The sequence below is a fragment of the Zoogloea sp. genome (assembly GCF_041914405.1).
Taxonomy (GTDB): Bacteria; Pseudomonadota; Gammaproteobacteria; order Burkholderiales; family Rhodocyclaceae; genus Zoogloea.
Genome location: NZ_JAYSDK010000002.1, coordinates 27502 through 48293, shown reverse-complemented (window position 1 = coordinate 48293; position 20792 = coordinate 27502). Strand labels below are relative to the sequence as shown.

At 63.8% G+C, this 20792-nt stretch carries 25 protein-coding genes, 1 other RNA gene and 1 riboswitch; of the genes, 21 read left to right on the top strand and 5 right to left on the bottom strand.

All coding sequences use genetic code 11. The features are described 5' to 3' along the window. Positions 1–3 precede the first annotated feature (3 nt). From ACE3RX_RS01390 to ACE3RX_RS01375, 4 genes are all read right to left on the bottom strand, one after another. Positions 4–663, bottom strand: coding sequence for a site-2 protease family protein (locus tag ACE3RX_RS01390; RefSeq protein WP_374479531.1), 660 nt, complete (start codon positions 661–663; stop codon positions 4–6). Between the two features lie 97 nt (positions 664–760). Beyond that, positions 761–1384 carry an L-threonylcarbamoyladenylate synthase gene (locus ACE3RX_RS01385; RefSeq protein ID WP_374479529.1) on the bottom strand — a complete coding sequence of 208 codons (624 nt, stop codon included), beginning with the start codon at positions 1382–1384 and terminating at the stop codon, positions 761–763. 23 nt (positions 1385–1407) lie between these two features. After that, complete coding sequence (locus ACE3RX_RS01380) at positions 1408–2247, bottom strand: 3',5'-nucleoside bisphosphate phosphatase (RefSeq protein ID WP_374479527.1); 840 nt, start codon at positions 2245–2247, stop codon at positions 1408–1410. Continuing rightward, the gene (locus ACE3RX_RS01375) at positions 2244–3122 is read right to left on the bottom strand and encodes an alpha/beta fold hydrolase (protein WP_374479525.1); all 879 of its coding nucleotides are present in this window, start codon (positions 3120–3122) and stop codon (positions 2244–2246) included. Before ACE3RX_RS01375 ends, ACE3RX_RS01380 begins: the two co-directional genes overlap by 4 nt. Before the next feature lie 53 nt (positions 3123–3175). After that, a riboswitch (glycine riboswitch) is annotated at positions 3176–3270 on the top strand. 180 nt (positions 3271–3450) lie between these two features. Here ACE3RX_RS01375 and gcvT point away from each other — a divergent pair. The 21 genes from gcvT (at position 3451) to ACE3RX_RS01270 (ending at position 20244) form a co-directional block, all read left to right on the top strand. Then, positions 3451–4533 carry a glycine cleavage system aminomethyltransferase GcvT gene (gcvT, locus tag ACE3RX_RS01370; protein ID WP_374479523.1) on the top strand — a complete coding sequence of 361 codons (1083 nt, stop codon included), beginning with the start codon at positions 3451–3453 and terminating at the stop codon, positions 4531–4533. 58 nt (positions 4534–4591) lie between these two features. Then, positions 4592–4969 carry a glycine cleavage system protein GcvH gene (gene gcvH, locus ACE3RX_RS01365; RefSeq protein WP_374479521.1) on the top strand — a complete coding sequence of 126 codons (378 nt, stop codon included), beginning with the start codon at positions 4592–4594 and terminating at the stop codon, positions 4967–4969. 73 nt (positions 4970–5042) lie between these two features. After that, the gene (gene gcvP, locus ACE3RX_RS01360; protein WP_374479519.1) at positions 5043–7934 is read left to right on the top strand and encodes an aminomethyl-transferring glycine dehydrogenase; all 2892 of its coding nucleotides are present in this window, start codon (positions 5043–5045) and stop codon (positions 7932–7934) included. Between the two features lie 142 nt (positions 7935–8076). Then, positions 8077–8784 carry a bifunctional 2-polyprenyl-6-hydroxyphenol methylase/3-demethylubiquinol 3-O-methyltransferase UbiG gene (gene ubiG / locus ACE3RX_RS01355; RefSeq protein WP_374479517.1) on the top strand — a complete coding sequence of 236 codons (708 nt, stop codon included), beginning with the start codon at positions 8077–8079 and terminating at the stop codon, positions 8782–8784. Further along, positions 8777–9433 carry an HAD-IA family hydrolase gene (locus tag ACE3RX_RS01350; protein WP_374479515.1) on the top strand — a complete coding sequence of 219 codons (657 nt, stop codon included), beginning with the start codon at positions 8777–8779 and terminating at the stop codon, positions 9431–9433. The genes ubiG and ACE3RX_RS01350 overlap by 8 nt, the downstream gene beginning before the upstream one ends. 60 nt (positions 9434–9493) lie before the next feature. Continuing rightward, positions 9494–9857, top strand: a transfer-messenger RNA (tmRNA) gene (gene ssrA, locus ACE3RX_RS01345). Between the two features lie 165 nt (positions 9858–10022). Then, the gene (locus tag ACE3RX_RS01340; RefSeq protein WP_374479513.1) at positions 10023–10460 is read left to right on the top strand and encodes an Arm DNA-binding domain-containing protein; all 438 of its coding nucleotides are present in this window, start codon (positions 10023–10025) and stop codon (positions 10458–10460) included. A gap of 4 nt (positions 10461–10464) precedes the next feature. Then, a complete protein-coding gene (locus tag ACE3RX_RS01335; RefSeq protein WP_374479511.1) occupies positions 10465–11703 on the top strand; it encodes a tyrosine-type recombinase/integrase in 1239 nt (412 codons plus the stop codon). A gap of 102 nt (positions 11704–11805) precedes the next feature. Then, positions 11806–12423 (top strand): hypothetical protein, encoded by a 618-nt coding sequence (locus ACE3RX_RS01330; protein ID WP_374479509.1) that lies wholly within the window; start codon positions 11806–11808, stop codon positions 12421–12423. Positions 12424–12633: 210 nt separating this feature from the next. After that, positions 12634–12846, top strand: a complete 213-nt coding sequence (locus ACE3RX_RS01325) for a helix-turn-helix transcriptional regulator (RefSeq protein ID WP_374479507.1) — start codon at positions 12634–12636, stop codon at positions 12844–12846. A 356-nt stretch (positions 12847–13202) separates the two neighbouring features. Beyond that, positions 13203–13343: a hypothetical protein gene (locus ACE3RX_RS01320; protein WP_374479505.1), complete on the top strand. Its 141-nt coding sequence runs from the start codon at positions 13203–13205 to the stop codon at positions 13341–13343. Further along, on the top strand, positions 13340–13576 hold the full coding sequence (locus ACE3RX_RS01315) for a hypothetical protein (RefSeq protein ID WP_374479503.1): 237 nt from the start codon (positions 13340–13342) through the stop codon (positions 13574–13576). Before ACE3RX_RS01320 ends, ACE3RX_RS01315 begins: the two co-directional genes overlap by 4 nt. Beyond that, positions 13573–13965, top strand: coding sequence for a single-stranded DNA-binding protein (locus ACE3RX_RS01310; RefSeq protein WP_374479501.1), 393 nt, complete (start codon positions 13573–13575; stop codon positions 13963–13965). The genes ACE3RX_RS01315 and ACE3RX_RS01310 overlap by 4 nt, the downstream gene beginning before the upstream one ends. Beyond that, complete coding sequence (locus tag ACE3RX_RS01305) at positions 13962–14273, top strand: hypothetical protein (RefSeq protein ID WP_374479499.1); 312 nt, start codon at positions 13962–13964, stop codon at positions 14271–14273. Before ACE3RX_RS01310 ends, ACE3RX_RS01305 begins: the two co-directional genes overlap by 4 nt. After that, positions 14245–14568 (top strand): helix-turn-helix domain-containing protein, encoded by a 324-nt coding sequence (locus ACE3RX_RS01300; RefSeq protein ID WP_374479497.1) that lies wholly within the window; start codon positions 14245–14247, stop codon positions 14566–14568. Before ACE3RX_RS01305 ends, ACE3RX_RS01300 begins: the two co-directional genes overlap by 29 nt. Positions 14569–14575: 7 nt before the next feature. Beyond that, positions 14576–15373 (top strand): helix-turn-helix domain-containing protein, encoded by a 798-nt coding sequence (locus ACE3RX_RS01295; RefSeq protein ID WP_374479495.1) that lies wholly within the window; start codon positions 14576–14578, stop codon positions 15371–15373. Next, a complete protein-coding gene (gene dnaB, locus ACE3RX_RS01290; protein ID WP_374479492.1) occupies positions 15370–16749 on the top strand; it encodes a replicative DNA helicase in 1380 nt (459 codons plus the stop codon). The genes ACE3RX_RS01295 and dnaB overlap by 4 nt, the downstream gene beginning before the upstream one ends. A 248-nt stretch (positions 16750–16997) precedes the next feature. Next, complete coding sequence (locus tag ACE3RX_RS01285; protein WP_374479490.1) at positions 16998–17318, top strand: Mor transcription activator family protein; 321 nt, start codon at positions 16998–17000, stop codon at positions 17316–17318. A 393-nt stretch (positions 17319–17711) separates the two neighbouring features. Continuing rightward, a complete protein-coding gene (locus ACE3RX_RS01280) occupies positions 17712–18257 on the top strand; it encodes a hypothetical protein (RefSeq protein ID WP_374479488.1) in 546 nt (181 codons plus the stop codon). Positions 18258–18270: 13 nt separating this feature from the next. Beyond that, positions 18271–19401: a hypothetical protein gene (locus ACE3RX_RS01275; protein WP_374479486.1), complete on the top strand. Its 1131-nt coding sequence runs from the start codon at positions 18271–18273 to the stop codon at positions 19399–19401. Between the two features lie 126 nt (positions 19402–19527). Beyond that, positions 19528–20244 (top strand): phage tail protein, encoded by a 717-nt coding sequence (locus ACE3RX_RS01270; RefSeq protein WP_374479484.1) that lies wholly within the window; start codon positions 19528–19530, stop codon positions 20242–20244. Between the two features lie 90 nt (positions 20245–20334). Here the strand turns inward: ACE3RX_RS01270 and ACE3RX_RS01265 are convergent, their stop codons facing one another. Further along, positions 20335–20757 carry a YHYH domain-containing protein gene (locus tag ACE3RX_RS01265; protein WP_374479482.1) on the bottom strand — a complete coding sequence of 141 codons (423 nt, stop codon included), beginning with the start codon at positions 20755–20757 and terminating at the stop codon, positions 20335–20337. Positions 20758–20792 lie beyond the last annotated feature (35 nt).

Genomic DNA, 20792 nt, shown 5'->3' with positions numbered 1-20792 from the left:
ATATCAGAGTCCAAAAACGATTGCGATAGCAAAACGGAACAGGGCCACAAGCGGCCCGAGAATGTCGCCAAGGATACCGGTGAATAGCAACAACAGCAGGATCGGGAAACCATAGGGTTCGATCTGCGCAAACTTGTACGCTGATCGCGCCGGCAGCAGGCTGACCATGATCCGGCCGCCATCCAGCGGCGGCAGCGGAAGCAGGTTCAGGAACATCAGCACCGCGTTGATCTGAATGCCCGCATCGGCCATTTTTGCCATTGGCAACGCATAGACGTTTTCAGGCGCAGTCACCGCCAACCTGAAGAGCAGCGCCCAGCCCAGCACCATCGCCAGATTCGCCAGCGGCCCAGCCGCCGCGACCCACAGCATGTCTGCCTTCGGATTGCGCAGTCGCCCGAAGTTGACCGGCACCGGCTTGGCCCAGCCGAAGAGCATCGGCGAACCACCCGCCAACGCACTCACCGCAACGATCAATCCCGGCACCAGAACCGTCCCAACCGGATCAATGTGCCGCAGGGGATTCAAGCTGATCCGCCCGGCCAACTCCGCCGTCGCATCACCAAAGTGACGTGCCGCGTAGCCGTGCGCAGCTTCATGCAGCGTAATGGCGAACAGAACGGGCAAGGCCCAGATGGTCAGGGTGGAAATCAGTTCTTGCATGGTTCAGAACGCCAACGGCCGGCGATTCTATCAGAGCCGGACGCCGTCACCGGCCCCGCACACACGGCAAGGTCGGAACCCGGCTCCCGCCCACGACTCACAGACCGAAGGGCTCAAGACTGCCCCGCCCTTCGCGCACCAGTTCCGGCGCCCCGCTGGTCAGGTCGATGACCGTCGTCGCCTCCCCACGACAGGCGCCCGCCTCGATCACCAAATCGACATCCTTCTCGAGTCGGTCGCGGATCTCCTCGGCATCGGTCAGCGGATGCTCCTCGTCGGGCAGCAGCAAGGTCGAACTCAGCATCGGTTCTCCCAACTCAGCCAGCAGCGCCGACACCACGGGATGATCCGGAATGCGGATGCCGATCGTCTTCCGCTTAGGGTGAAGAACCCGGCGCGGCAATTCCTTCGTACCTTCAAGAATGAAGGTATAGGGCCCTGGCGTAGTGGCCTTGAGCAGACGGTACTGGGTGTTATCTACGCGGGCATAGGTGGCGATTTCCGACAGGTCACGGCACAGCAGCGTGAACTGGTGACGCTCGTCCACGTCGCGAATGCGTCGGATACGAGCCAGCAGCGGGCTGTCGCCAGTGCGCCCACCGAGGGCGTAGGCGGAATCGGTGGGAAAGGCGATGAGACCGCCATCCCGCATGATCTGCGCGGCCTGCTTGATCAGCCGCTGCTGGGGTTGTTCAGGGTGAACAGAAAAGAACTGAGCCATGATTCAGACTAGGACAATGAGATTTACTGCAGGCGCGTCCACACCGGAGTGAGGTCAGGAGGCAGAGGGGGGGCACGCCCCAGATCAATAGGGCTGTCTTCCGGCCCATGAAAGTCGGAAGCCCGCGATGCCAGCAGACCGAACTTCCGGGCGAGGCGCGCGAAGGCCAACACCTGCCCACCATCGTGAGCACCGCACGACACCTCCACGGCATCTCCCCCCTGGTCGCGGAAGGTCTCGAGCAAGATATCCATCTCCGCATGGCTCAGGCGATAGCGCCCCGGGTGCGCGATCACCGCCAATCCGCCAGCGCCCTTGATCCAGCCGAGGGCATCTTCCAGCGTAGCCCACACGTGCTCCACATAGCCCGGTTTGCCGCGGGCCAGATAGTGCAGGAATACGTCATGGACGTTCTTGGCACAACCTTTCTCGACAAGGAAGCGGGCAAAATGGGCTCGACTTAACAGCGCTGGATTGCCGGCGTAGGCGAGCGCACCTTCAAGTGCCCCAGGAATACCGATCCGCTCCAGTTCGGCAGCGATGCGCGCAGCACGGCCGTCCCGCCCGCCGCGCACCTGGGCCAGCCCCGCGATGAGTGCCGAGTTGGCGGGGTCGATGCCAAGCCCCACAATATGCAACGTCTGGTCCAGCCAGGACACCGATATCTCCACGCCAGGCACGAAACGCAGGCCGATTTCACGAGCCTCGGTCTCAGCTTCGTCAAGCCCCAGCAATTCGTCGTGGTCAGTCAGCGCAAGGAGGTCCACACCATTGGCCTTGGCGCGGCGAATAACGTCCGCCGGCGCCAGCGTGCCGTCGGACGCAGTGGAGTGACAATGCAGATCGGCGTTAAGAGCATTCATGGCTTGTTCGACAACAAAAAGGTCTCGATGATCCGCGCGACGAGTTCCGGCTGATCATGGTGCAGGTTGTGGCCGGAGTCGGAAATCTCGACCTCCTGAAAGGACCGGAAGCAGGCCTTGCCTTCCGCATGAGCCACATCGCTGACGCCGAGCCGATGGCGAAGAACGGGGTCGGCCGGCTCGACCCACAGGGTCGCAGCGGTCACGCGACGCCAGCATGCAAGAACTTCTGTCCTGCGATAAGGAATCGGATTGACCCGGCGATGGGCAGGGTCTCCCGCCATTCGGATACCACCCGCGCCATCAGGCTCGCCAAGGTGTCGGGCCAGGAACTCAGCCCTTTCCGGCGTGAGTCGTGGGTTGTCCGCCTGCAGCCTAGCAGCCAGCGCCTCCCGGTTAGGATAGCCGCGAAAGGTAGAGAGGTGCTCAAGCTGCGACAACCATTTTTCCATCCGCCCCGGCGCATCGTCCGCCCGGCTGTCTGCCAGGCCGAAGGCATCGAGAGCGATGAGCAAGGCGACCCGGCCAGGCCGAACGCCCGCATACTGGCAGGCGACATTGCCACCAAGACTATGGCCAATGAGATTGACCGGCTGATCAGGAGAAACGATGCGCAAGATCGCGTCTAAGTCGGCCAGATAGTCCGGATACCAATAGGCATCGCCCCCCGACCATTCCGTCTCCCCGAAACCGCGCCAGTCCGGGGCGATCACATGCCACTCGGCCTGCAACGCATCGACGATGAACTGGAAGGAGGCGGACACATCCATCCAGCCATGCAGAATGACGAGCTTGGGAGCGCCCTCGCGCCCCCATTCGCGCAGGTGGTAGCGCAGGCCGCGAATGCCGACGAAACGGCTTCTGGAAGGGATCATCTTTAATAGTGTATCAGACCCTTGTCGCGCCTCGCCCTCGATGGTAAGGTGCGCGCCGTCGTGTGGGAGAGCGTTCGCTGGCCTATTGCCGCGAACCGCCGAAGGCGCAACCCCCGGAACCGCTCAGGCAAAAGGACCGCCGACGAATCAAGAATCTGGAGAGCGATGCGGCCTGCCCAATGCGCAGGCCGCATCCACCGAAGGGGCACGCAGAGGGTCAAGACCGCTGCAATCTCTCAGGTACAAAGGACAGATGGGGCCGAGGCGAATTCACGTCGCATCGGCCCCTTTGCTTTTCTACACTGGAACGATTGTCACGGAGAGCCCCATGGCCCAACAAACCCCGCTTCACGCCTCCCATATTGCCGCCGGCGCCCGCATGGTCGATTTTGCCGGCTGGGACATGCCCGTTAATTACGGCTCGCAGATCGAGGAACACCACGCGGTGCGCCGCGACGCCGGCATGTTCGACGTCTCCCACATGCTTGCCCTCGACCTGGAGGGAGCCGACGCCAAGGCTTTCCTGCGCGGCCTGATCGCCAACGATGTGGCCAAGCTCACCGAACCCGGCAAGGCGCTGTACTCCTGCATGCTCAACGAACAGGGTGGCGTCATCGACGACCTGATCGTCTATTTCCTGTCCGACACGAGCTACCGCATCGTCGTCAATGCTGGTACCGCCGACAAGGACGTGGCATGGATGCAGCAGCGTCTGGCCGCCACCGGCACGCAGGCTACGCTCGCCGTGCGCCGTGACCTGGCGATGATCGCCGTGCAAGGCCCCAACGCACGCGCCAAGACCTGGGCGGCCCTCCCCGGCGCCGAGGCTGCATCCGCCGGCCTCAAAGTGTTCCAGGCCGCCGCGTTCGGCGACATCTTCATCGCCCGCACGGGCTACACCGGCGAGGATGGTTTCGAGCTGACCCTGCCGGCCACCAAGGCCGTCGCCGCCTGGGACGCCCTCGTCGCGGCTGGCGTCAAGCCCTGCGGCCTCGGCGCCCGCGACACCCTGCGCCTGGAAGCCGGCATGGCCCTCTACGGCAACGACATGGACGACTCCGTTTCCCCGCTGGATGCCGGACTGGCCTGGACGGTGGACTTCAAGGATGAAAACCGCAACTTTGTCGGCAAGGCAGCCCTCGTCGCCGACGGCGCCGGCAAGCAGACCCTCGGCCTGATCCTCGAAGACAAGGGCGTGCTGCGCTCGCACCAGAAGGTGATCACCGCCCAGGGCGAAGGCGAAACCACCAGCGGCACCTTCTCACCGACGCTGGAAAAATCCATCGCGCTGGCCCGCCTGCCCCTTGGAGTAGCGGCAGGCGACGCGGTCGAGGTCGAGATCCGCGGCAAGCGCCTCAAGGCGCGTGTGGTAAAAGCCCCCTTTGCCCGCAACGGCAAAGCGCTGGCCTGACGCCCGGCTCCGAACTTCATTCCCCAATTCTCTTCATCGACTTGAACAAGGACATACCATGAACACTCCCGCGAACCTGCGCTACACCGCCTCCCATGAATGGGTCCGCGTCGAAGCGGACGGCAGCCTCACTGTCGGCGTCACCGACCACGCCCAGGAAGCCCTCGGCGACGTGGTCTTCCTCGAGCTGCCGGAAGCCGGCCGCCTCGTGGCCAAGGAAGAGGCCATTGCCGTGATCGAGTCCGTCAAGGCTGCCTCCGACATCTACGCCCCTGTCGCCGGCGAGATCCTCGAAGCCAACCAGGCCGCCGTGGACGCCCCCGAGTCCGTCAATGCCGATGCCTACGCCGCCTGGCTGTTCAAGATCAAGCCGGCCAACCCCGCCGACGTGGACGGTCTGCTGGACGCCGCCGGCTACGAAGCCGCCATCGGCTGATCACCCCTTCGCGGGCGCGCCCGGTCGGCGCGCCCCACCCTGCTGTTGCTGTATCCCAACCCGAGTTTCTCCCATGTCGAAGACCCTTCTTTCCGCCCCGCTCGCCACGCTCGAACAGGGCGACGACTTCATTCGCCGTCATCTGGGCCCCTGTGCCAACGAGCTGCCGGCCATGCTCGCCGCCGTCGGCGTCGACTCTCTGGACACCCTGGTCGCCCAGACGGTGCCCGCAGGCATCCGCCTGCCGGCCCCGCTGGCGCTCGGCGAGCCGATGCCGGAACACGTCGCCCTCGCCAAGCTCAAGAGCATCGCCGGCAAGAACGTACTGAAGAAGTCCCTCATCGGCATGGGCTACTACGACACCATCACGCCGAAGGTCATCCTCCGCAACGTGATGGAAAACCCGGGCTGGTACACCGCCTACACGCCTTACCAGGCGGAGATCGCCCAGGGCCGACTGGAGGCGCTCCTGAATTTCCAGCAGATGGTCATCGACCTCACCGGCCTGGAGCTTGCCAACGCTTCCCTGCTCGACGAAGCCACCGCGGCAGCCGAAGCCATGGCGATGGCACGCCGTATCTCCAAGGTGAAGAGCCAGGCCTTCTTCGTGGATGAAGGCGTCTTCCCGCAGACTCTCGACGTGGTGCGCACTCGCGCCGCCTACTTCGGCTTCGAGCTGATCGTCGGCCCGGTGGCCGACGCCGCCCGCCACGAAGTCTTCGGCGCCCTGCTGCAATACCCCAATGAGCGCGGTGAAGTTGCCGACATCTCTGGCTCCATCGCTGGCCTCAAGGCCAAGGGTGCCGTCGTGGCCGTCGCCTCCGACCTGCTGGCGCTGGTACTCCTCAAGTCGCCCGGCGAATTGGGCGCTGACATCGCCCTCGGCTCGGCTCAACGCTTCGGCGTACCACTCGGGTTCGGTGGCCCCCACGCCGCGTTCTTCGCCACCCGCCAGGCTCACGTGCGCTCCATGCCGGGCCGCATCATCGGCGTATCGAAGGATGTCCGCGGCAAGACCGCCCTGCGCATGACGCTGCAGACCCGCGAACAGCACATCCGCCGCGAGAAGGCCAACTCCAACATCTGCACGTCTCAGGTGCTGCTGGCCAACATGGCCGGCATGTACGCTGTCTACCACGGCCCCGAGGGCCTTCGCACCATCGCCGCCCGCGTCCATCGCCTGGCTGCACTGCTGGCTGAAGGCCTCCAGCAGGCCGGCTTCGAACTCGCCTCCGACAGCTTCTTCGACACCCTGCAAGTAACGACCGGCGAACGCAGCGGCGCCATCTACACCGCCGCCCAGGCTGCCGGCTACAACCTGCGCCACGTGGACGGCAAGGGACTCGGTATCTCCATTGACGAGAAGACCACCCTCGCCGACATCGCTGCGCTGCTCGAAGCCTTTGGCGCCAAGGCCGACGTTGCAGCACTGGACGCCCAAGTCGCCAGCCGTGGCGGCAACCTGCCGGAAGCCCTGCTGCGCAGCGACGCCATCCTGTCCCATCCGGTGTTCAACACCCACCACACTGAGCACGAGATGCTGCGCTACCTCAAGCGCCTGCAGAACCGTGACCTGGCCCTCGACCATTCGATGATCTCCCTGGGCTCGTGCACGATGAAGCTCAACGCCACCAGCGAGATGATTCCGGTCACCTGGCCCGAGTTTGCCGACATCCATCCCTTCGCGCCGGCCGACCAGACCGCCGGCTACCTGGAGATGATCGACGGCCTCGCCGCGCAACTGCGTGAGATCACCGGCTTCGACGCCATCTGCATGCAGCCCAACTCCGGCGCGCAAGGCGAATACGCCGGCCTGGTGGCGATCCGCCGCTACCACGCGTCCCGTGGCGAACAGCACCGCAACGTATGCCTGATTCCCAAATCGGCCCACGGCACCAACCCGGCCACCGCACAGATGTGCGGCATGGACGTGGTGGTCGTCAATTGCGACGACAACGGCAACGTGGACCTGGCCGACCTGGAGGCCAAGGCCGCCCAGCACGCTGACAAGCTGGCCGCGCTGATGATCACCTACCCGTCTACCCACGGTGTTTTCGAGGAAGCCATCCGCGAGATCTGCGCCAGCGTGCACCAGCATGGCGGCCAGGTTTACATGGACGGCGCCAACCTCAACGCCCAGGTCGGTCTCACCTCCCCCGCCACCATCGGCGCGGACGTGAGCCACATGAACCTGCACAAGACCTTCTGCATCCCCCATGGCGGCGGCGGCCCGGGCATGGGTCCGATCGGCCTGAAGGCCCACCTGGCGCCGTTCATGGCCGACCATGCAGTCGCCCCGACCGGCACCGAGGACCGCCCCAACGCCGGCCAGGGCGCCGTGTCGGCCACCCAGTTTGGCTCCGCGAGCATCCTGCCAATCTCCTGGATGTACATCACGATGATGGGCGGCCGCGGCCTCAAGCGCGCCACCGAAGTGGCTATCCTCAACGCCAACTACGTGGCCAGCCAACTGAGCGCCCATTACCCTGTGCTGTACACCGGTAGCCAAGGCCGCGTCGCCCACGAGTGCATCCTCGACATCCGCCCGATCAAGGCCGTCACCGGCATCAGCGAAGTGGACATCGCCAAGCGCCTGATGGACTACGGTTTCCACGCCCCGACAATGTCCTTCCCGGTGGCTGGCACGATCATGGTCGAGCCCACCGAGTCCGAGGACAAGGGTGAGCTGGACCGCTTCATCGCCGCCATGGTGAGCATCCGCGCCGAGATCTGCGCAATCGAGGAAGGCCGCGTGCCGGCGGACAATAATCCGCTGAAGAACGCCCCCCACACTCAGGCCGATTTCCTCGGCGACTGGGATCGTCCCTACTCCCGTCAGGAAGCTGCCTTCCCGCTGCCGTGGGTCGGCGACAACAAGTTCTGGCCGAGTGTGAACCGCATTGACGACGTTTATGGCGACCGCAACCTGTTCTGTTCCTGCGTGCCGATGGACGCACTAGGCTGATGAGCGGCCAGAGCCTGGCACAGATACCGCCGGGCTCTCGTTAAAAGTCCCCTGCCCCGCGCACGAATTGCGCCGAGCAGGGCTTTTTTTGAGCCTCGCTCAGCCTCTCGCATACAATTCCAATCTGATTCGACTACTGCTGATGTCCGACTCCATGAACGCCGATCCCGCCGAACTGCAAAAATTCAGTGACCTTGCCCACCGCTGGTGGGACCCGGAGTCCGAATTCAAGCCCCTCCACCAGATCAACCCCCTCCGCCTCGACTGGATCGATGCAGCCACCGGCCTGACGGGGAAGCGCGTCGTGGACATTGGTTGCGGCGGCGGCATCCTGGCCGAGTCCATGGCGGCCCGCGGCGCTCAGGTCACCGGAGTGGACCTCTCCGAGAAAGCGCTTGGCGTCGCCCGCCTTCATCTTTACGAGAGCGGCCAGACCGTCGATTACCGACTCATTTCCGCCGAAGAAATGGCCCGCGAAAATCCTGAAGGTTTCGACGTCGTAACCTGCATGGAAATGCTTGAGCATGTTCCCGATCCCGCGAGCACCATCCGCGCTTGTGCAGCACTAGTCAAACCCGGTGGTCATGTGTTCTTCTCCACTCTCAACCGTAACCTCAAGTCCTACCTGATGGCGGTCGTCGGCGCGGAGTACATCCTCAAGCTGCTCCCCAAGGGCACCCACGAATACGCCAAGTTCATCAAACCGTCCGAACTTGCTCGCTACGTGCGCGAAGCCGGACTGGATGTGGAAGACTTGACCGGGATGCATTACAACCCCCTCAGCCAAGTCTATTCCCTCGGCCCCAATACAGACGTGAACTACCTAATGCGGACCTCCAAGCGTGGCTGAAGCCGTTTTTTTCGACCTAGATGGCACCCTCGCCGACACGGCACCTGATCTTATAGGTACGCTGCATCGCCTCCAGGTCGAAAACGGGCTACCGGAAACACCATTTGGGAAGTTGCGCCCGATGGTCTCCAATGGCGTGCGCGGCCTGCTCGGCTTAGGCTTCGGACTGACGCCAGATATGCCCGAATATCCGCAGATGGCCAAGCGCTTCCTGGACCTCTATGCCGACGCCCTGTGCATCGAGACCCGCCTCTTTGCCGGTATGGCTGAACTTCTCGATGCACTGGACGCCCATGGGCTCTCCTGGGGGGTCGTCACCAACAAGGCCGAGCGTTTCGCACGCCCCATCGTTGACACCCTTGGCCTCACCGCGCGCTGCAGCTGCGTCGTTGGCGGAGACACCGCTGCCCGCGCCAAGCCCCACCCGGATCCCCTGCTGCACGCCTGCCAGGTTTCCGGTACGAACCCACTGAATTGCCTCTATGTCGGTGACGACATCCGGGATATCACCGCAGGCCGCGCCGCTGGCATGAAGACCATTGCGGCGGCCTACGGCTATCTCGGCAATGGTGTTGAAATCAGCGCTTGGAATGCTGATGTAATCATTCAGCACCCATTGGAAATCCTGGAACTACTCGGCTCATCTTGAGTTTGTGATAGGATGTGGAACTTCTCAGGCTAGGCTGTGACTAACGCATGTAACAAAACTGGGGCCGACCTGGCTTCGACGTGGGTTACAAAGCAGATCAGTGCATACCGAGGACCAGTTACCTCGTAAATCCACTGGAAAACTACAAACGCCAACGACGAGCGTTTCGCTCTGGCCGCTTAAGGCCTAAGCCACTGCACTGATTCGTTCCTGGGTCAGGTGGGGTCAAACCCAATGCAGTGTCATTTACAGGAACTAGCAACAGATCGGGTTACTTGGTCTCGCGCGAAACTCTAGGTGACTCGCCCGTAGTCGGCCCGCCGACTGGCTAAACTCCGGGTTAAATTCAAATTAGTCGGCTAAGTATGTAGAACTGACTGTAGAGGGCTTGCGGACGGGGGTTCGATTCCCCCCGGCTCCACCAGAATCGAGTCCGGGATGTTCCGGAGAAGGCCAAGAAACCTAGTAAAATCAGGGTTCTTGGCCTTTTTTACGTCCATAGTAGTCCGGTGCAGACCATTGCAAGCCGGTACTCTTTGGGGGAACATCCAGGGGAACATGGAGCAACTGGCAATCCTTGTCCCCCCACATGCCTTTGGATGACTCTCAAATCGCATCACTGATGCCGGCAACCAAGCCCTACAAGATCGCAGATGGCTTAGGGCTGTACCTGGCTGTTTCCCCCAGCGGCGCCAAGCTTTGGAGGCTCAAATACCGTTTCAGCGGCAAGGAGGGAACGCTCTCGTTTGGCGCGTATCCTGAAACGGGGATAGATGCGGCCCGGCAAAAGCGAGACGAGGCCCGCCGTCTCTTGGCCGAGGGGATCAACCCCAGCGAACACACCAAGGCGATTCGCGCTCGTGAGCTTGCCGAACAGGAACAACAGCAGGCCGCCCGCTTCAGCCTTTCGAACGACGGGGCTCTATACATCCACTTGGGAAAGCGCCATGCCTACCTGACCCCATCCGAAACGGCGGAGCTACGCGACTTCCTTGACGCAACGCGAGCAGTAACGATGGAGGGCTGAAGCCATGCCGCTGACTGACACTGCAATCAAGAGCGCCAAGCCCACGGACAAGGCTCAAAAACTGGCCGACGAGAAAGGGCTGTTCCTGCTGCTTCACCCCAATGGTTCGAAGTACTGGCGGATGAAGTACCGATTCGAAGGTCGGGAGAAGGGCCTAGCGTTTGGCGTGTACCCCGATGTTTCTCTCAAGGCGGCACGCGACCGCCGCGACGAAGCCCGCCGCCTCCTGGCTGAAGGTATCGACCCGGGCGAGCACAAGAAGGTCCACAAGAACGCCCGCGCCGATGCCATGGCCAACAGCTTCGAGACAGTGGCCCGCGAGTGGTTCACCAAGATGCTCCCCACCTGGAGCCCCGACCACGCCGACAAGATCATCAAGCGCCTGGAGCGCGACGTGTTCCCGTGGATCGGCGGAAAGCCCATTGCCGACCTGAATGCCCCCGAGGTGCTGACCACGATCCGCCGCATTGAAGCCCGCGGACGGCTGGAGACGGCCCACCGTGCCCTGCAGAACTGCGGGCAGGTCTTCCGCTACGCAGTCGCGACCGGACGCGCCGAACGCGACCCGACCGGTGACCTACGCGGCGCCCTGCCCCCGACCCGTGAAAAGCACATGGCCGCGATCACCGCCCCGGCCGAAGTGGGCGCCCTACTCCGCGCCATCGACGCCTTCCGGGGCACCCTGATCGTTCAATCGGCCCTCAAGCTGTCGGCACTGGTGTTCGTCCGGCCTGGCGAACTGCGGCAGGCTGAGTGGGCTGAAATCGATCTGGACAAAGGCGAATGGAACATTCCGGCCAGCCGGATGAAGGGGTGGGCCCGCAAAGGCATCACGACGCCGCACCTGGTCCCGCTGGCGCCCCAGGCCGTGGCGATCCTGCGCGACCTGCAGCCACTGACCGGACGCGGACGGTTCGTGTTCTCCGGCCGCGATCCGAAGAAGTGCATGAGCAACGCTGCTGTGAATGCCGCGCTGCGCCGCATGGGCTACGACACCAAAACCGAGATGACCGGGCACGGCTTCCGTGCGATGGCCCGGACGATCCTGCACGAAGAATTGGGCGTCGACCGCGAAGCCATCGAGCACCAGCTTGCGCACGCCGTCCCTGATGCGCTCGGCACAGCCTACAACCGGACGAAGTTCATCAAGGAACGCCGGGTGATGATGCAGCGGTGGGCCGACTACCTGGAGAAGCTGAAGGCCGGCGCCGACGTGGTGAACATGCCGACACGGGCAGCCTGATCAACCGAGTTTGCCGCGCCTACTCCGACGGGAGGAAAACCGGGGTCCCTTGCCCGGCCGGCGCGGCACTTATCACAAAGGGCGGTGCCGAAGGGGGCGCAAATGGAACCACTGGACTACTGGCGACTGCTGGACGAGATGAGCGTTAAGCAGGCTGCGCTTCTGGCTGTTGGCGTTGATCCTGCGAGCGAAGACGGTACGTGTTGCGAGGGATGGAAGCCGCACGAGCGCCCGAGTGGTTACGAGGCGGTAAAGGCGGGTATATGCGTTGCGCTCATGCGCGGGAGAATCAAAGGCACCTTCGTGCCAATCTATGATTACGACATCAACGGGAACATAGTCGGGGAGGTCCCGGACTCCGTTGATGTCGATTCCGCCAAAGTCGACGTTGATTCTCTTCGTTCATGGTTCTCTGTGCGCGGCTTCCGTCCTGCGTTCTTCTTTCCTGAGACCACAGACACACCTGACTATCTTGACCCGAGCCATTCCAGGTATTCATCAAAACTCGCTGCGGCAGTGAAGCTGTGGCAGGCGATGGATGATGACAACCTACTCCGAGGCAAAGCCCCAACGGTCGCAATGCGTGAATGGCTTGAATCGAGATACCGTGACCTGGGCCTAATCTGGAACGGAGACATGAACAAACAGGGCATGGACGACGTTATCAAGGTGGCGAACTGGAAGGTTACGGGTGGCGCAACGGCTACTCCTGGCGAGTAGCCCACCCACCCCCAAAAACCGCGCCAATACTGGCTTATAGGCATAGAGCGCCGGATAACCCACCCACCCCGCCCGGGGAAACCTACCCACCCCACCCCCCATTTCCAGGGGGTGGGTTTTCTGAACCTGCCCGGCTATTCGCCGGCCGCCAGATGTAAAAAATAGCGAGCCATGCCGGTACGTTCCGGCGACTGCTACGGAGTTTTGAGCATGGCCGCACAACAGCAATCCCCCCTCACCATCCTGCGTCGCAAGCAGGTTGAAGCCCGCACCGGACTCGCACGGTCCACCATCTACGACCATGTCAGAGCCGGCACTTTCCCGGCCCCCATCTCCCTCGGCGGGAAGGCCGTCGGCTGGATCGAATCCGAGATTGACGCCTGGCTGACTGCCCAGGTCGAGAAGAGCCGCAAGGCCGCTTGAGGGGTGTTCGCCATGCAGTTCGAACACGCTACAGGCGTTCCGGGTGTTCTCATTTTTCAGGACACGTCCGATGGCGAGTGCTTGACGGGTACCAGTGCATTCGTGCAACATAAAGTCTGCCTCGAAACAGAGAGGCGCGGGCTTGGCAGCCTGAATAACACTGGCGGACGTATCCGCCATCAGAGCGGATTTTTTACGTCCACTTCGCATTGCTGCGCCAGTTCAATGGTGGGCCGTGTGGGGAGGTCGAAAGACCTGCCGGTTCCAGTGTTCCGGTCTGCCAACCCCACATGCGCCCGCCCCCCAGCTTGGCAGCTGGGAGCGGGGTTTATACCGCAAACACTGGAGCAGTAACCATGCACAACTCCCATGCAGGCGCAGCCGCGCCTCGTCGCGTCACCGCCCGAACCCGCCTCACCCTCTACCGCACCTTGCGCCGCTTCACGGGTGCTGCCCTGGCCTACCGCCTGGCGTTTGCCGGGAGGGCCGAGGCATGAGCACCACCACCGGCTTCAAGCCCATCCCCATGAACGACGTGGAAGGCTGCCTGAACAGCTGCGCCGATGCGTTCGCCCAGCTCGCCGCCCTGCTGCAGGCCATCAAGGAAAAGGCGCCGGAATTCTCCGATGCCGCCAAGCTGGCCGCCCTGGGCTGGTCCGTCGCCTGCGACATGGAGAACTTCGCCGGCTCCACCCTGGAGAAGATGCAGGAAGGCGGGGTGAAGCAATGATCCGCGCCCTCATTTCCGGCGAACTGGTAGCCGCACCAATCGAGCGCACCAGCAGGAACGGCCGCCCTTATGCCCTGGCCCGCCTGTCCGTCCCCCAAGGCGATGAAGGCCGGGTGTTCTGCTCGGTGATCGCCTTCCAGGACGATGCCGTGGCCCGACTGCTGCAGCTCAAGGCCGGCGCCTCGGTGAGCCTGGCCGGCGCGCTCAAGGTCTCCACCTGGCAGGCGAAGGACGGCACCACCCGCCCCGGCCTGGATCTGCAGGCCGACGAGGTGGCCAGCACCACGCCGCGCCCCCGCAAGCGCAAGAGCAGGCCGGACAGCCCTGCAGACGGGCATTCGTTCGACGACCTGCCCGGCGCGGGTGATCTCGATTGGCTGGGAGCATGAGCATGGGACACACCAACCACCGCGCCCCCTTCCCGTCCTCGCATCAGACCTGGAGACCGGCCGGCTGGCCGCGCACTGCCGGTCCGGCCTTGCCGGCGCTGACGATCCAATTCCATGCGCCCGTCCACTACCCCGCTATCCGCGGCCTCTACGGCTTCACCTTCCAGCTTGAGGCGCCCGCCATCTACTGGGGGCGGAACGGCCGCTGCTTCGCGTTCCTGCACGACCTGACGCCTGAGGCTCTAGCCAGGGTGATGGACGACTGCCGAGGTGCGACGCATGACCGTCGGCAGCCGTGGGGAGCGTAGCGCCGTGGGCGAGATTTTCAGCATGGTCCCGCTCGAGGTCTGGGCCGACAAACGCCTGACACTCAAGCAGATCCGCGTCCTTGGCGTGCTGTTCTCATTCCAAAACGACGGCTCTCGCGTGGTTTGTCCGTCCCGGGCGCAGATCGCCGAACGCTGCGGAATGAGCGTGTGCCACGTTTCAACAGCAACAACCGGACTCGAGCAGTTGGGTTGGCTCCGCAAGGAAGGCAATGGAGGGCGTTGTGAATCGGCCACCTACACCCTCATGGCCCCCCATCTTGCGGAGGGAGACTGAGGTTCCCATGACGACTCCTTTCACGGTCGTTCCGAATGAGGTCTGGGCGGATCGCAGGCTCACGCTTGAACAGCTGCGCGTTCTCGGTGCCCTGCTCAGTTTCTGCACCCCCGGCAATCTGACCTGCTGGCCTCGCCGGCAGCAACTCGCCGAGCGGTCGGGTGTGCATATTGCAAATGTATCGAGCGCGACAACCTGCCTTGAGGCGCTGGGGTGGATCACAAAAGATGGCAAGGGCGGCCATTCAAAGGCAACCCGCTACACCATCCATGTGCCCCAAACCGTCGCCTATCGGGCAACGGTTGCCGAATCGGCGACGGTAGCCCAACAGGCAACGGTTGCCGATCAGGCTACACGCATGCCCCTAGCCGATTCGGCAACGGTAGCCCCATCGGCAACGGTTGCCGAATCGGCTACTTCAACGGTAGCCGATTCGGCTACACGCAAAGAAGAAACCAGTGAACAAACCAATACCCCCTTAGCCCCCAAGCAGCGACGACGGAGAAACGCACAAACGCTCCGCAGCTTCCTCGAGGACTGCAGACAGCAGAACATCAAACCGATCGACGGTGACGATCCTATCTTCGACTACGCGGAGAAGGTCGGGATCAGCGAGGAGATGCTTGTCGCAGCTTGGGCTGAGTTCAAAGCCCAGTTCCTGGGAAGGGATTCGACCCAGAAGGATTGGCGAGCGCACTATCGCAACGCCGTCAAACGCAACTGGTTCAACCTCTGGTACCTGAAGGAGGGTGAAAACGCCCGATGGACGACCGCCGGCGAACAGGCACGAAGAGCAGCAGCATGAACGCCCCCGACCTGCGCAACCTACCCCCCCACTCCCTCGAAGCGGAACAGGGCCTGCTCGGCGCGATCCTCTGCGACGGCGCCCGGGTGCTCGACCACATCGAGGGTGTCGTCCGTGCCGGCGACCTCTACCGTGCCGACCACCGCCTGGTCTTCTCGGCAGCCAAGGCCCTGCACGATGCCGGCCGCGCCGTGGATCTGCTGACGGTCTGGAGCACGCTGGAGGCACGCAACGAAGGCGAACAGGCCGGCGGCTTCGCGTACCTCGCCGAGCTGGCTGACAGCGGCTTTGTCGCCAGCAACGTCCGTCAGTACGCAGAGACCATCCGCCAGCGGGCAACCCTGCGCGGGCTGCAGCAGATCGGCGCCGACGTGCTGGCGGCCTGCGCCACCCCTGCCGGACGGACGCCCGCCGAGATTGCGGCCGACGCCGAGGCCGGGATGCTGGCCCTGCTGGACCGGACGGACAGCGATCCCGTTCGCCTGCAGGATGCCCTGTGCGACGTGCTGGCGGACATCGATCTCCGCCGGGAACGTGGCGGCGACCTGGCCGGCCTGGCGACGGGATTCCGGCGCTTCGACGGCATGACCGGCGGACTGGAGCCTGGGCAACTGGTGATCATTGCGGCCCGCCCCAGCGTCGGCAAGACCGTCGCCGGCTGCAACATCGCTACCCATGCCGCCCAGTCCGGCGTACCGGTGGTGTTCTTCACGCTCGAGATGGGACGGCAGGAAATCGCCTCCCGCATCCTGGCCGCCCGCTCCGGTGTCACGGTGCAGGCCCAGCGCGCGGGAACAGCCGATCCCCACGACTGGCAGCAGATGAGCGATGCGACCGCCGCATCGGCCGCCTGGCAGATGTTCATCGACGACACGCCGGCCGTCACCGTGGCCTATGTCCGCGCCAAGGCCCGCCGCATCCAGCGCGCCCACGGCCTGGGCCTGGTGGTGATCGATTACCTCGGCCTGATGCGTGGCACCGGCGACAACCGGGCGCAGGAAGTCGGCTCCATCTCCCGCGGGCTGAAGGCCCTGGCCAAGGAACTGCAGGTGCCAGTGATCGCCCTGGCCCAGCTCAACCGAGCCAGCGAGGGACGGCTGGACAAGAAGCCCACGCTGGCCGACCTGCGCGACTCCGGCGAGATCGAGCAGGACGCGGACATCGTGGTCATGCTCCACCGTGAGTCCATGCACAGGGACGCCCCGGAGTGGGAAGGCCTCGCCCATCTGCTGATCCGGAAGAACCGCAACGGTCCGACCGGCGAATGCCTGCTCGCCCTCGACGGACCGCGAATGCGCTTCACCGACCATGAGGGCCCCTACCCCGTGGCAGCGCAATCCGAAAGAAAAGGCCGTAGGAGCGGTTTTGATGGCTAGGTGCCACTCACCCCGCAGCCGCCCCCTGATCGTTCAATGGCGGTGCATTCTCGCAAGCCGCAGGGGCATTCACGACCTCGGCGGGCGCCGGACTTTCGCGGGTCCTCCCGGGCCTCTCAGCACACGGGGACGGAGAGCCCCGAGCTTCGACAGTTTTCCGGGGTCCTAGGGTTGTTGTTTATGTCGATGCAAACGGTCTTTTCTCGGTCTTGCCGCCCTCTCGCCTTCTCCGCCTGGAGCAGCCGTCTATGAACGCCCCAACCCTACCGCCCGTCGCCGCGTCCGAACGCCTCTCTCTGCTCCAGGTGCTGACCGAAACAATCCAGTCCGACGCCGGCCTAGAGGAACGTGCCGCCCGGGCCCTGGCGGCGAAGATCGTCGGGAAGGTCCGGCATCGCATGTGCGGGGAGGCGCTCTACATCGCCAAGCAGGACCCGGAAGCGCACGCCGAGCGCGATACAGCCATCCGCCGAGACTACGACGGTAGCCGGGCCAGCCGGGAGCGCCTGCAGCTGCGGTGGAACATCAGCCGGGCGACGTTCTACCGGATTCTCCGAGAGCCATCCTGAGGCCGTTCGCCTGTCGAACGGTAGAACTCCCAACGCCCAGATTGAAGCCCGGCCACTCGCCGGGCTTCTTGTTTTTGTCTCACGCCACCCCCTGAAAATGAGACTGGCCCGCCGGCACCATGCGTTTTCTATCGAAATCAACGGAAACGTACGGAGTCGGCCACATGCCCACACCTTCCTTCCCCAGTCCCAGCCACACGCTGACCACCGCTGAATTCGCCCGTCAAAACGGAGTTGCCCCGAACTCCGTCCTGCGGGCTCTTAGCGTGCGGGGTTCGTACTTTGGCGCCGTCCCCATTCGTCGCCCGAACGGCCGCCTCCTGTGGCCGTCGGCGTCGCCCGAAGTCTGCCCCCCGCGGTCGTAACCCCTCATTCCCTACCAGGAACCCAACCATGAAACCCATCGACACCCTCAAAGCCCTGAAGGATCTCGAGGCACAACGTGCCCGGGCCCAAACCATCGTCGAGCAGTCGGCGTCCGAAATTACGGCCCTCCAAACGGAGATCGTCGAGGCAACCGCCCGCATGCATGAGGTGCAGGCCGCGTATATCCGTGGGCTCGCCAACGAGAAGGACGTGATGGCCGCCCGAACGGCGATGGAGTCCAGCCGAGAGCGCCTGAAAGAAAAGCAGCAGGTCAGCGAGGCCGCCCGCGACGTTCAACCGAAGATCGATCAGGAGGTTTACGCAGCGACCCACGCCCACAACGCGGCCCTTCGAGCCCGTTCCGAAGAGCTGATCGCACCGATCAGGGCGCGCATTGCCGGTGACAAGAAGATCCGCGCCGCTCTCGTCGAGATCTTCGGCCTTACCGCCAATAGCAACATGACTCCGTTCTGCGTGGATTGGGAAGGGATGGTCTCGGACTGCTTCCCGGACATCACCAGTGAAGAAGCCGCCGCGGCAATGGCTGCCGGCAAGACCGCCATTCTGTCCTGAAGGAATCATCGACATGCCTACTGCAAACCAGATCCAGACCATCGAAGACGAGACCGACAAGCGCCGCGATGCCGTTGCCGCAGCCCTGATGGTGCGCACGGGTGTCGCCTCGGCCGAGGTCCGCGCCTCCATGGCCAGCAACCCGTATCGCGGTGACAGCCTGATGGATCTCGCCCGGGCGTCGCTGGACCGCGCCGGCTGGGACCATCGCGGCCGCGACAAGATGGAGATCGTCGGCGCCGCCTTCACGCAAGCTACCAGCGACTTCCCGATCCTGCTGGAAAACGCCATGCACAAGACGCTGCAGGCGGCCTACGCGATTGCAGCCGACACCTGGCGCCGCTTTTGCGCCGTCGGGGCCGTGTCCGACTTCCGCGACCATCCGCGCTACCGCCTGGCTGCGTTGCAGAACCTGCAGCCGGTCAACGAGCTGGGCGAGTTCGTGAATGGCACGATTCCGGATAGCGAACGGGCCCGGGTCCGGATCGGCACCAAGGGGCTGATCATCACGCTGTCCCGCCAGGCCATCATCAACGATGATGCGGGCGCCTTCATGGGGCTGTCAGCCCAGCTCGGCCGCTCCGCTGCGCGCACCATCGAGACCGACGTTTATTCGATCCTGCTGCTGAATTCTGGCCTCGGCCCGGTCCTGGACGACGGCTACACGCTGTTCCATGCCAACCACGGCAACATCGGCACCAGTGCTGCGCTGTCCCAGGATTCCGTCGACGCGGACCGCGTGCTGATGACCCAGCAGAAGGAACCCGGCAGCGGGGACTACCTCGCGCTCCAGCCGTCCGTCCTGCTCGTTCCGGCCGGCCTGCGCGCCAAAGCCATCGAGGTGAACGGGGCGGAGTTCAATGAACTCGCGAGCAAGCCCGCGGGTGACCGCCGTCCCAACTCCGTTCGCGGCCTGTACGCCGACATCGTTGATTCCCCGCGCCTCACTGGAACGCGCCGCTACAGCTTTGCCAATCCTGTGGAAGCCCCCGTCCTCGAGGTCGCATTCCTCGATGGCAACGAAGAGCCCGTGCTTGAGCGGGAAACCGGTTTCTCCGTCGATGGCACCCGCTTCAAGGTTCGCCACGACTTCGGCGTGTCCGCCGTGGATTACCGCGGCGTCGTGAGCAACGCCGGGGCCTGATTCTCCGAAAGGGGCTTCGGCCCCACCCGCGCCGACTAACGGGTGAAGGTCGGCGCACGCGCACCAGGGACGCCATCGGGAGTGGCTGTGAGGTGCGCACCTCCCCACACTATTGAGAACGTCCCCATGAAGATCACAGGCATTGAAAAACTCGCGAAGCTCGCCGCCAAGGTTCGCAGCGTGCCAGCGGTTGGCGAGCGGGCGATGTACCGCGCGTTGAATCAGACAGGTGCCAAGGTCCGCACCTTGGCGATCAAGGAGGTTACGAGCGAGCTCAACCTCAAGACTGCGTATGTACGCGACAAGATCTGGATGCTCAAAGCTGGGCCGGGGCGTTTGCAGGTCGACATCATCGCTGAGCGTGATGACATTCGGCTCACGAACTACGACGCCAGGCAGGTGACCGCACCGGCCGTGCGCGCCAAAGGGGATTCCCTGCGCGGAATTCCAGGCGGCAGGAAGCAAGCGGGGGTTTCGGTCAGGGTCGGCAAGGGCGCTCCCCGCAAGACGATCAAGAGCGCATTCCTGCTCCCCCTTCGGGCCGGCAAGACAAGCGGCGGCAATGGCTTGGGCGTTTTCGTTCGCGGGAGCGATCTGGGTGGCGTGGGGAAGATTGGCAGCGTGACGCCGACCACCCGCGGCGGCTCCCGTTTCAACTGGAAAAAGGGCGAGTTCAAACAGCTCTACGGGCCGGCTGTATACCAAGTATTTCGGCGGTTCAAGAAACACGTCCTCGGCGAACAGGGGGACTTGTTCGGCCCCAGCGTGAATGTCCAGCAAATGCTGGCTGATGCCTTCAGAGAGCAGCTGCGCTACGAACTCACTGGAAGCCGCAAGGTGTGAGCCGACCAGCTTCCGACAGCCCCGCTCGCCCGTTGCTGGGGAAGCTGCATCCCGAGCCTAATCCTAAGTCTTGCTGATCGAGGCCGGGCACTAAGGGAAGTATCCCTGCCTCTCCTTCCACAGGCGATTTACCTCCGCCTGGAGGCTTTCCGTCTGGCCTTTCAGGTCCCTTATGGTCTGCTCAAGCTCCGCGATGCGCTCCCGATCAGCGCGCCGTCGATCAAGGCAGGAGGCACGCTCCGCGGCGGCCTCCTGGACGCAGCTTGCACCGGCCTCAGTAGATCGCGTAACGCCACGCGCCTGGGGCGAATACAGGGGCTGAACCGTCGGAGTGGGAGCCACATAACGCGGCGGCGAGTATCCGGAGCGGTGGCAGTGATAATCGCCGGTGCGCCGGTTGAAGTGGCACCCCTCCGCATTGAGCCCGCCACCGTGTGCCCACACCGATGATGCGGGAACGAACACGGCTGCGAGAGCGGCCCACCTGCGAATGCCCTTCTGAAATGTCCCCATGGCTGCATGCGGAGCTCCTGCGCCCCGTCTGATCG

Coding starts and splice junctions, on each gene's coding strand:
- ACE3RX_RS01390 (WP_374479531.1), bottom strand. CDS start 663: ATGCAAGAACTGATTTCCACCCTGACCATCTGGGCCTTGCCCGTTCTG.
- ACE3RX_RS01385 (WP_374479529.1), bottom strand. CDS start 1,384: ATGGCTCAGTTCTTTTCTGTTCACCCTGAACAACCCCAGCAGCGGCTG.
- ACE3RX_RS01380 (WP_374479527.1), bottom strand. CDS start 2,247: ATGAATGCTCTTAACGCCGATCTGCATTGTCACTCCACTGCGTCCGAC.
- ACE3RX_RS01375 (WP_374479525.1), bottom strand. CDS start 3,122: ATGATCCCTTCCAGAAGCCGTTTCGTCGGCATTCGCGGCCTGCGCTAC.
- gcvT (WP_374479523.1), top strand. CDS start 3,451: ATGGCCCAACAAACCCCGCTTCACGCCTCCCATATTGCCGCCGGCGCC.
- gcvH (WP_374479521.1), top strand. CDS start 4,592: ATGAACACTCCCGCGAACCTGCGCTACACCGCCTCCCATGAATGGGTC.
- gcvP (WP_374479519.1), top strand. CDS start 5,043: ATGTCGAAGACCCTTCTTTCCGCCCCGCTCGCCACGCTCGAACAGGGC.
- ubiG (WP_374479517.1), top strand. CDS start 8,077: ATGTCCGACTCCATGAACGCCGATCCCGCCGAACTGCAAAAATTCAGT.
- ACE3RX_RS01340 (WP_374479513.1), top strand. CDS start 10,023: ATGCCTTTGGATGACTCTCAAATCGCATCACTGATGCCGGCAACCAAG.
- ACE3RX_RS01335 (WP_374479511.1), top strand. CDS start 10,465: ATGCCGCTGACTGACACTGCAATCAAGAGCGCCAAGCCCACGGACAAG.
- ACE3RX_RS01330 (WP_374479509.1), top strand. CDS start 11,806: ATGGAACCACTGGACTACTGGCGACTGCTGGACGAGATGAGCGTTAAG.
- ACE3RX_RS01325 (WP_374479507.1), top strand. CDS start 12,634: ATGGCCGCACAACAGCAATCCCCCCTCACCATCCTGCGTCGCAAGCAG.
- ACE3RX_RS01320 (WP_374479505.1), top strand. CDS start 13,203: ATGCACAACTCCCATGCAGGCGCAGCCGCGCCTCGTCGCGTCACCGCC.
- ACE3RX_RS01315 (WP_374479503.1), top strand. CDS start 13,340: ATGAGCACCACCACCGGCTTCAAGCCCATCCCCATGAACGACGTGGAA.
- ACE3RX_RS01310 (WP_374479501.1), top strand. CDS start 13,573: ATGATCCGCGCCCTCATTTCCGGCGAACTGGTAGCCGCACCAATCGAG.
- ACE3RX_RS01305 (WP_374479499.1), top strand. CDS start 13,962: ATGAGCATGGGACACACCAACCACCGCGCCCCCTTCCCGTCCTCGCAT.
- ACE3RX_RS01300 (WP_374479497.1), top strand. CDS start 14,245: ATGACCGTCGGCAGCCGTGGGGAGCGTAGCGCCGTGGGCGAGATTTTC.
- ACE3RX_RS01295 (WP_374479495.1), top strand. CDS start 14,576: ATGACGACTCCTTTCACGGTCGTTCCGAATGAGGTCTGGGCGGATCGC.
- dnaB (WP_374479492.1), top strand. CDS start 15,370: ATGAACGCCCCCGACCTGCGCAACCTACCCCCCCACTCCCTCGAAGCG.
- ACE3RX_RS01285 (WP_374479490.1), top strand. CDS start 16,998: ATGAACGCCCCAACCCTACCGCCCGTCGCCGCGTCCGAACGCCTCTCT.
- ACE3RX_RS01280 (WP_374479488.1), top strand. CDS start 17,712: ATGAAACCCATCGACACCCTCAAAGCCCTGAAGGATCTCGAGGCACAA.
- ACE3RX_RS01275 (WP_374479486.1), top strand. CDS start 18,271: ATGCCTACTGCAAACCAGATCCAGACCATCGAAGACGAGACCGACAAG.
- ACE3RX_RS01270 (WP_374479484.1), top strand. CDS start 19,528: ATGAAGATCACAGGCATTGAAAAACTCGCGAAGCTCGCCGCCAAGGTT.
- ACE3RX_RS01265 (WP_374479482.1), bottom strand. CDS start 20,757: ATGGGGACATTTCAGAAGGGCATTCGCAGGTGGGCCGCTCTCGCAGCC.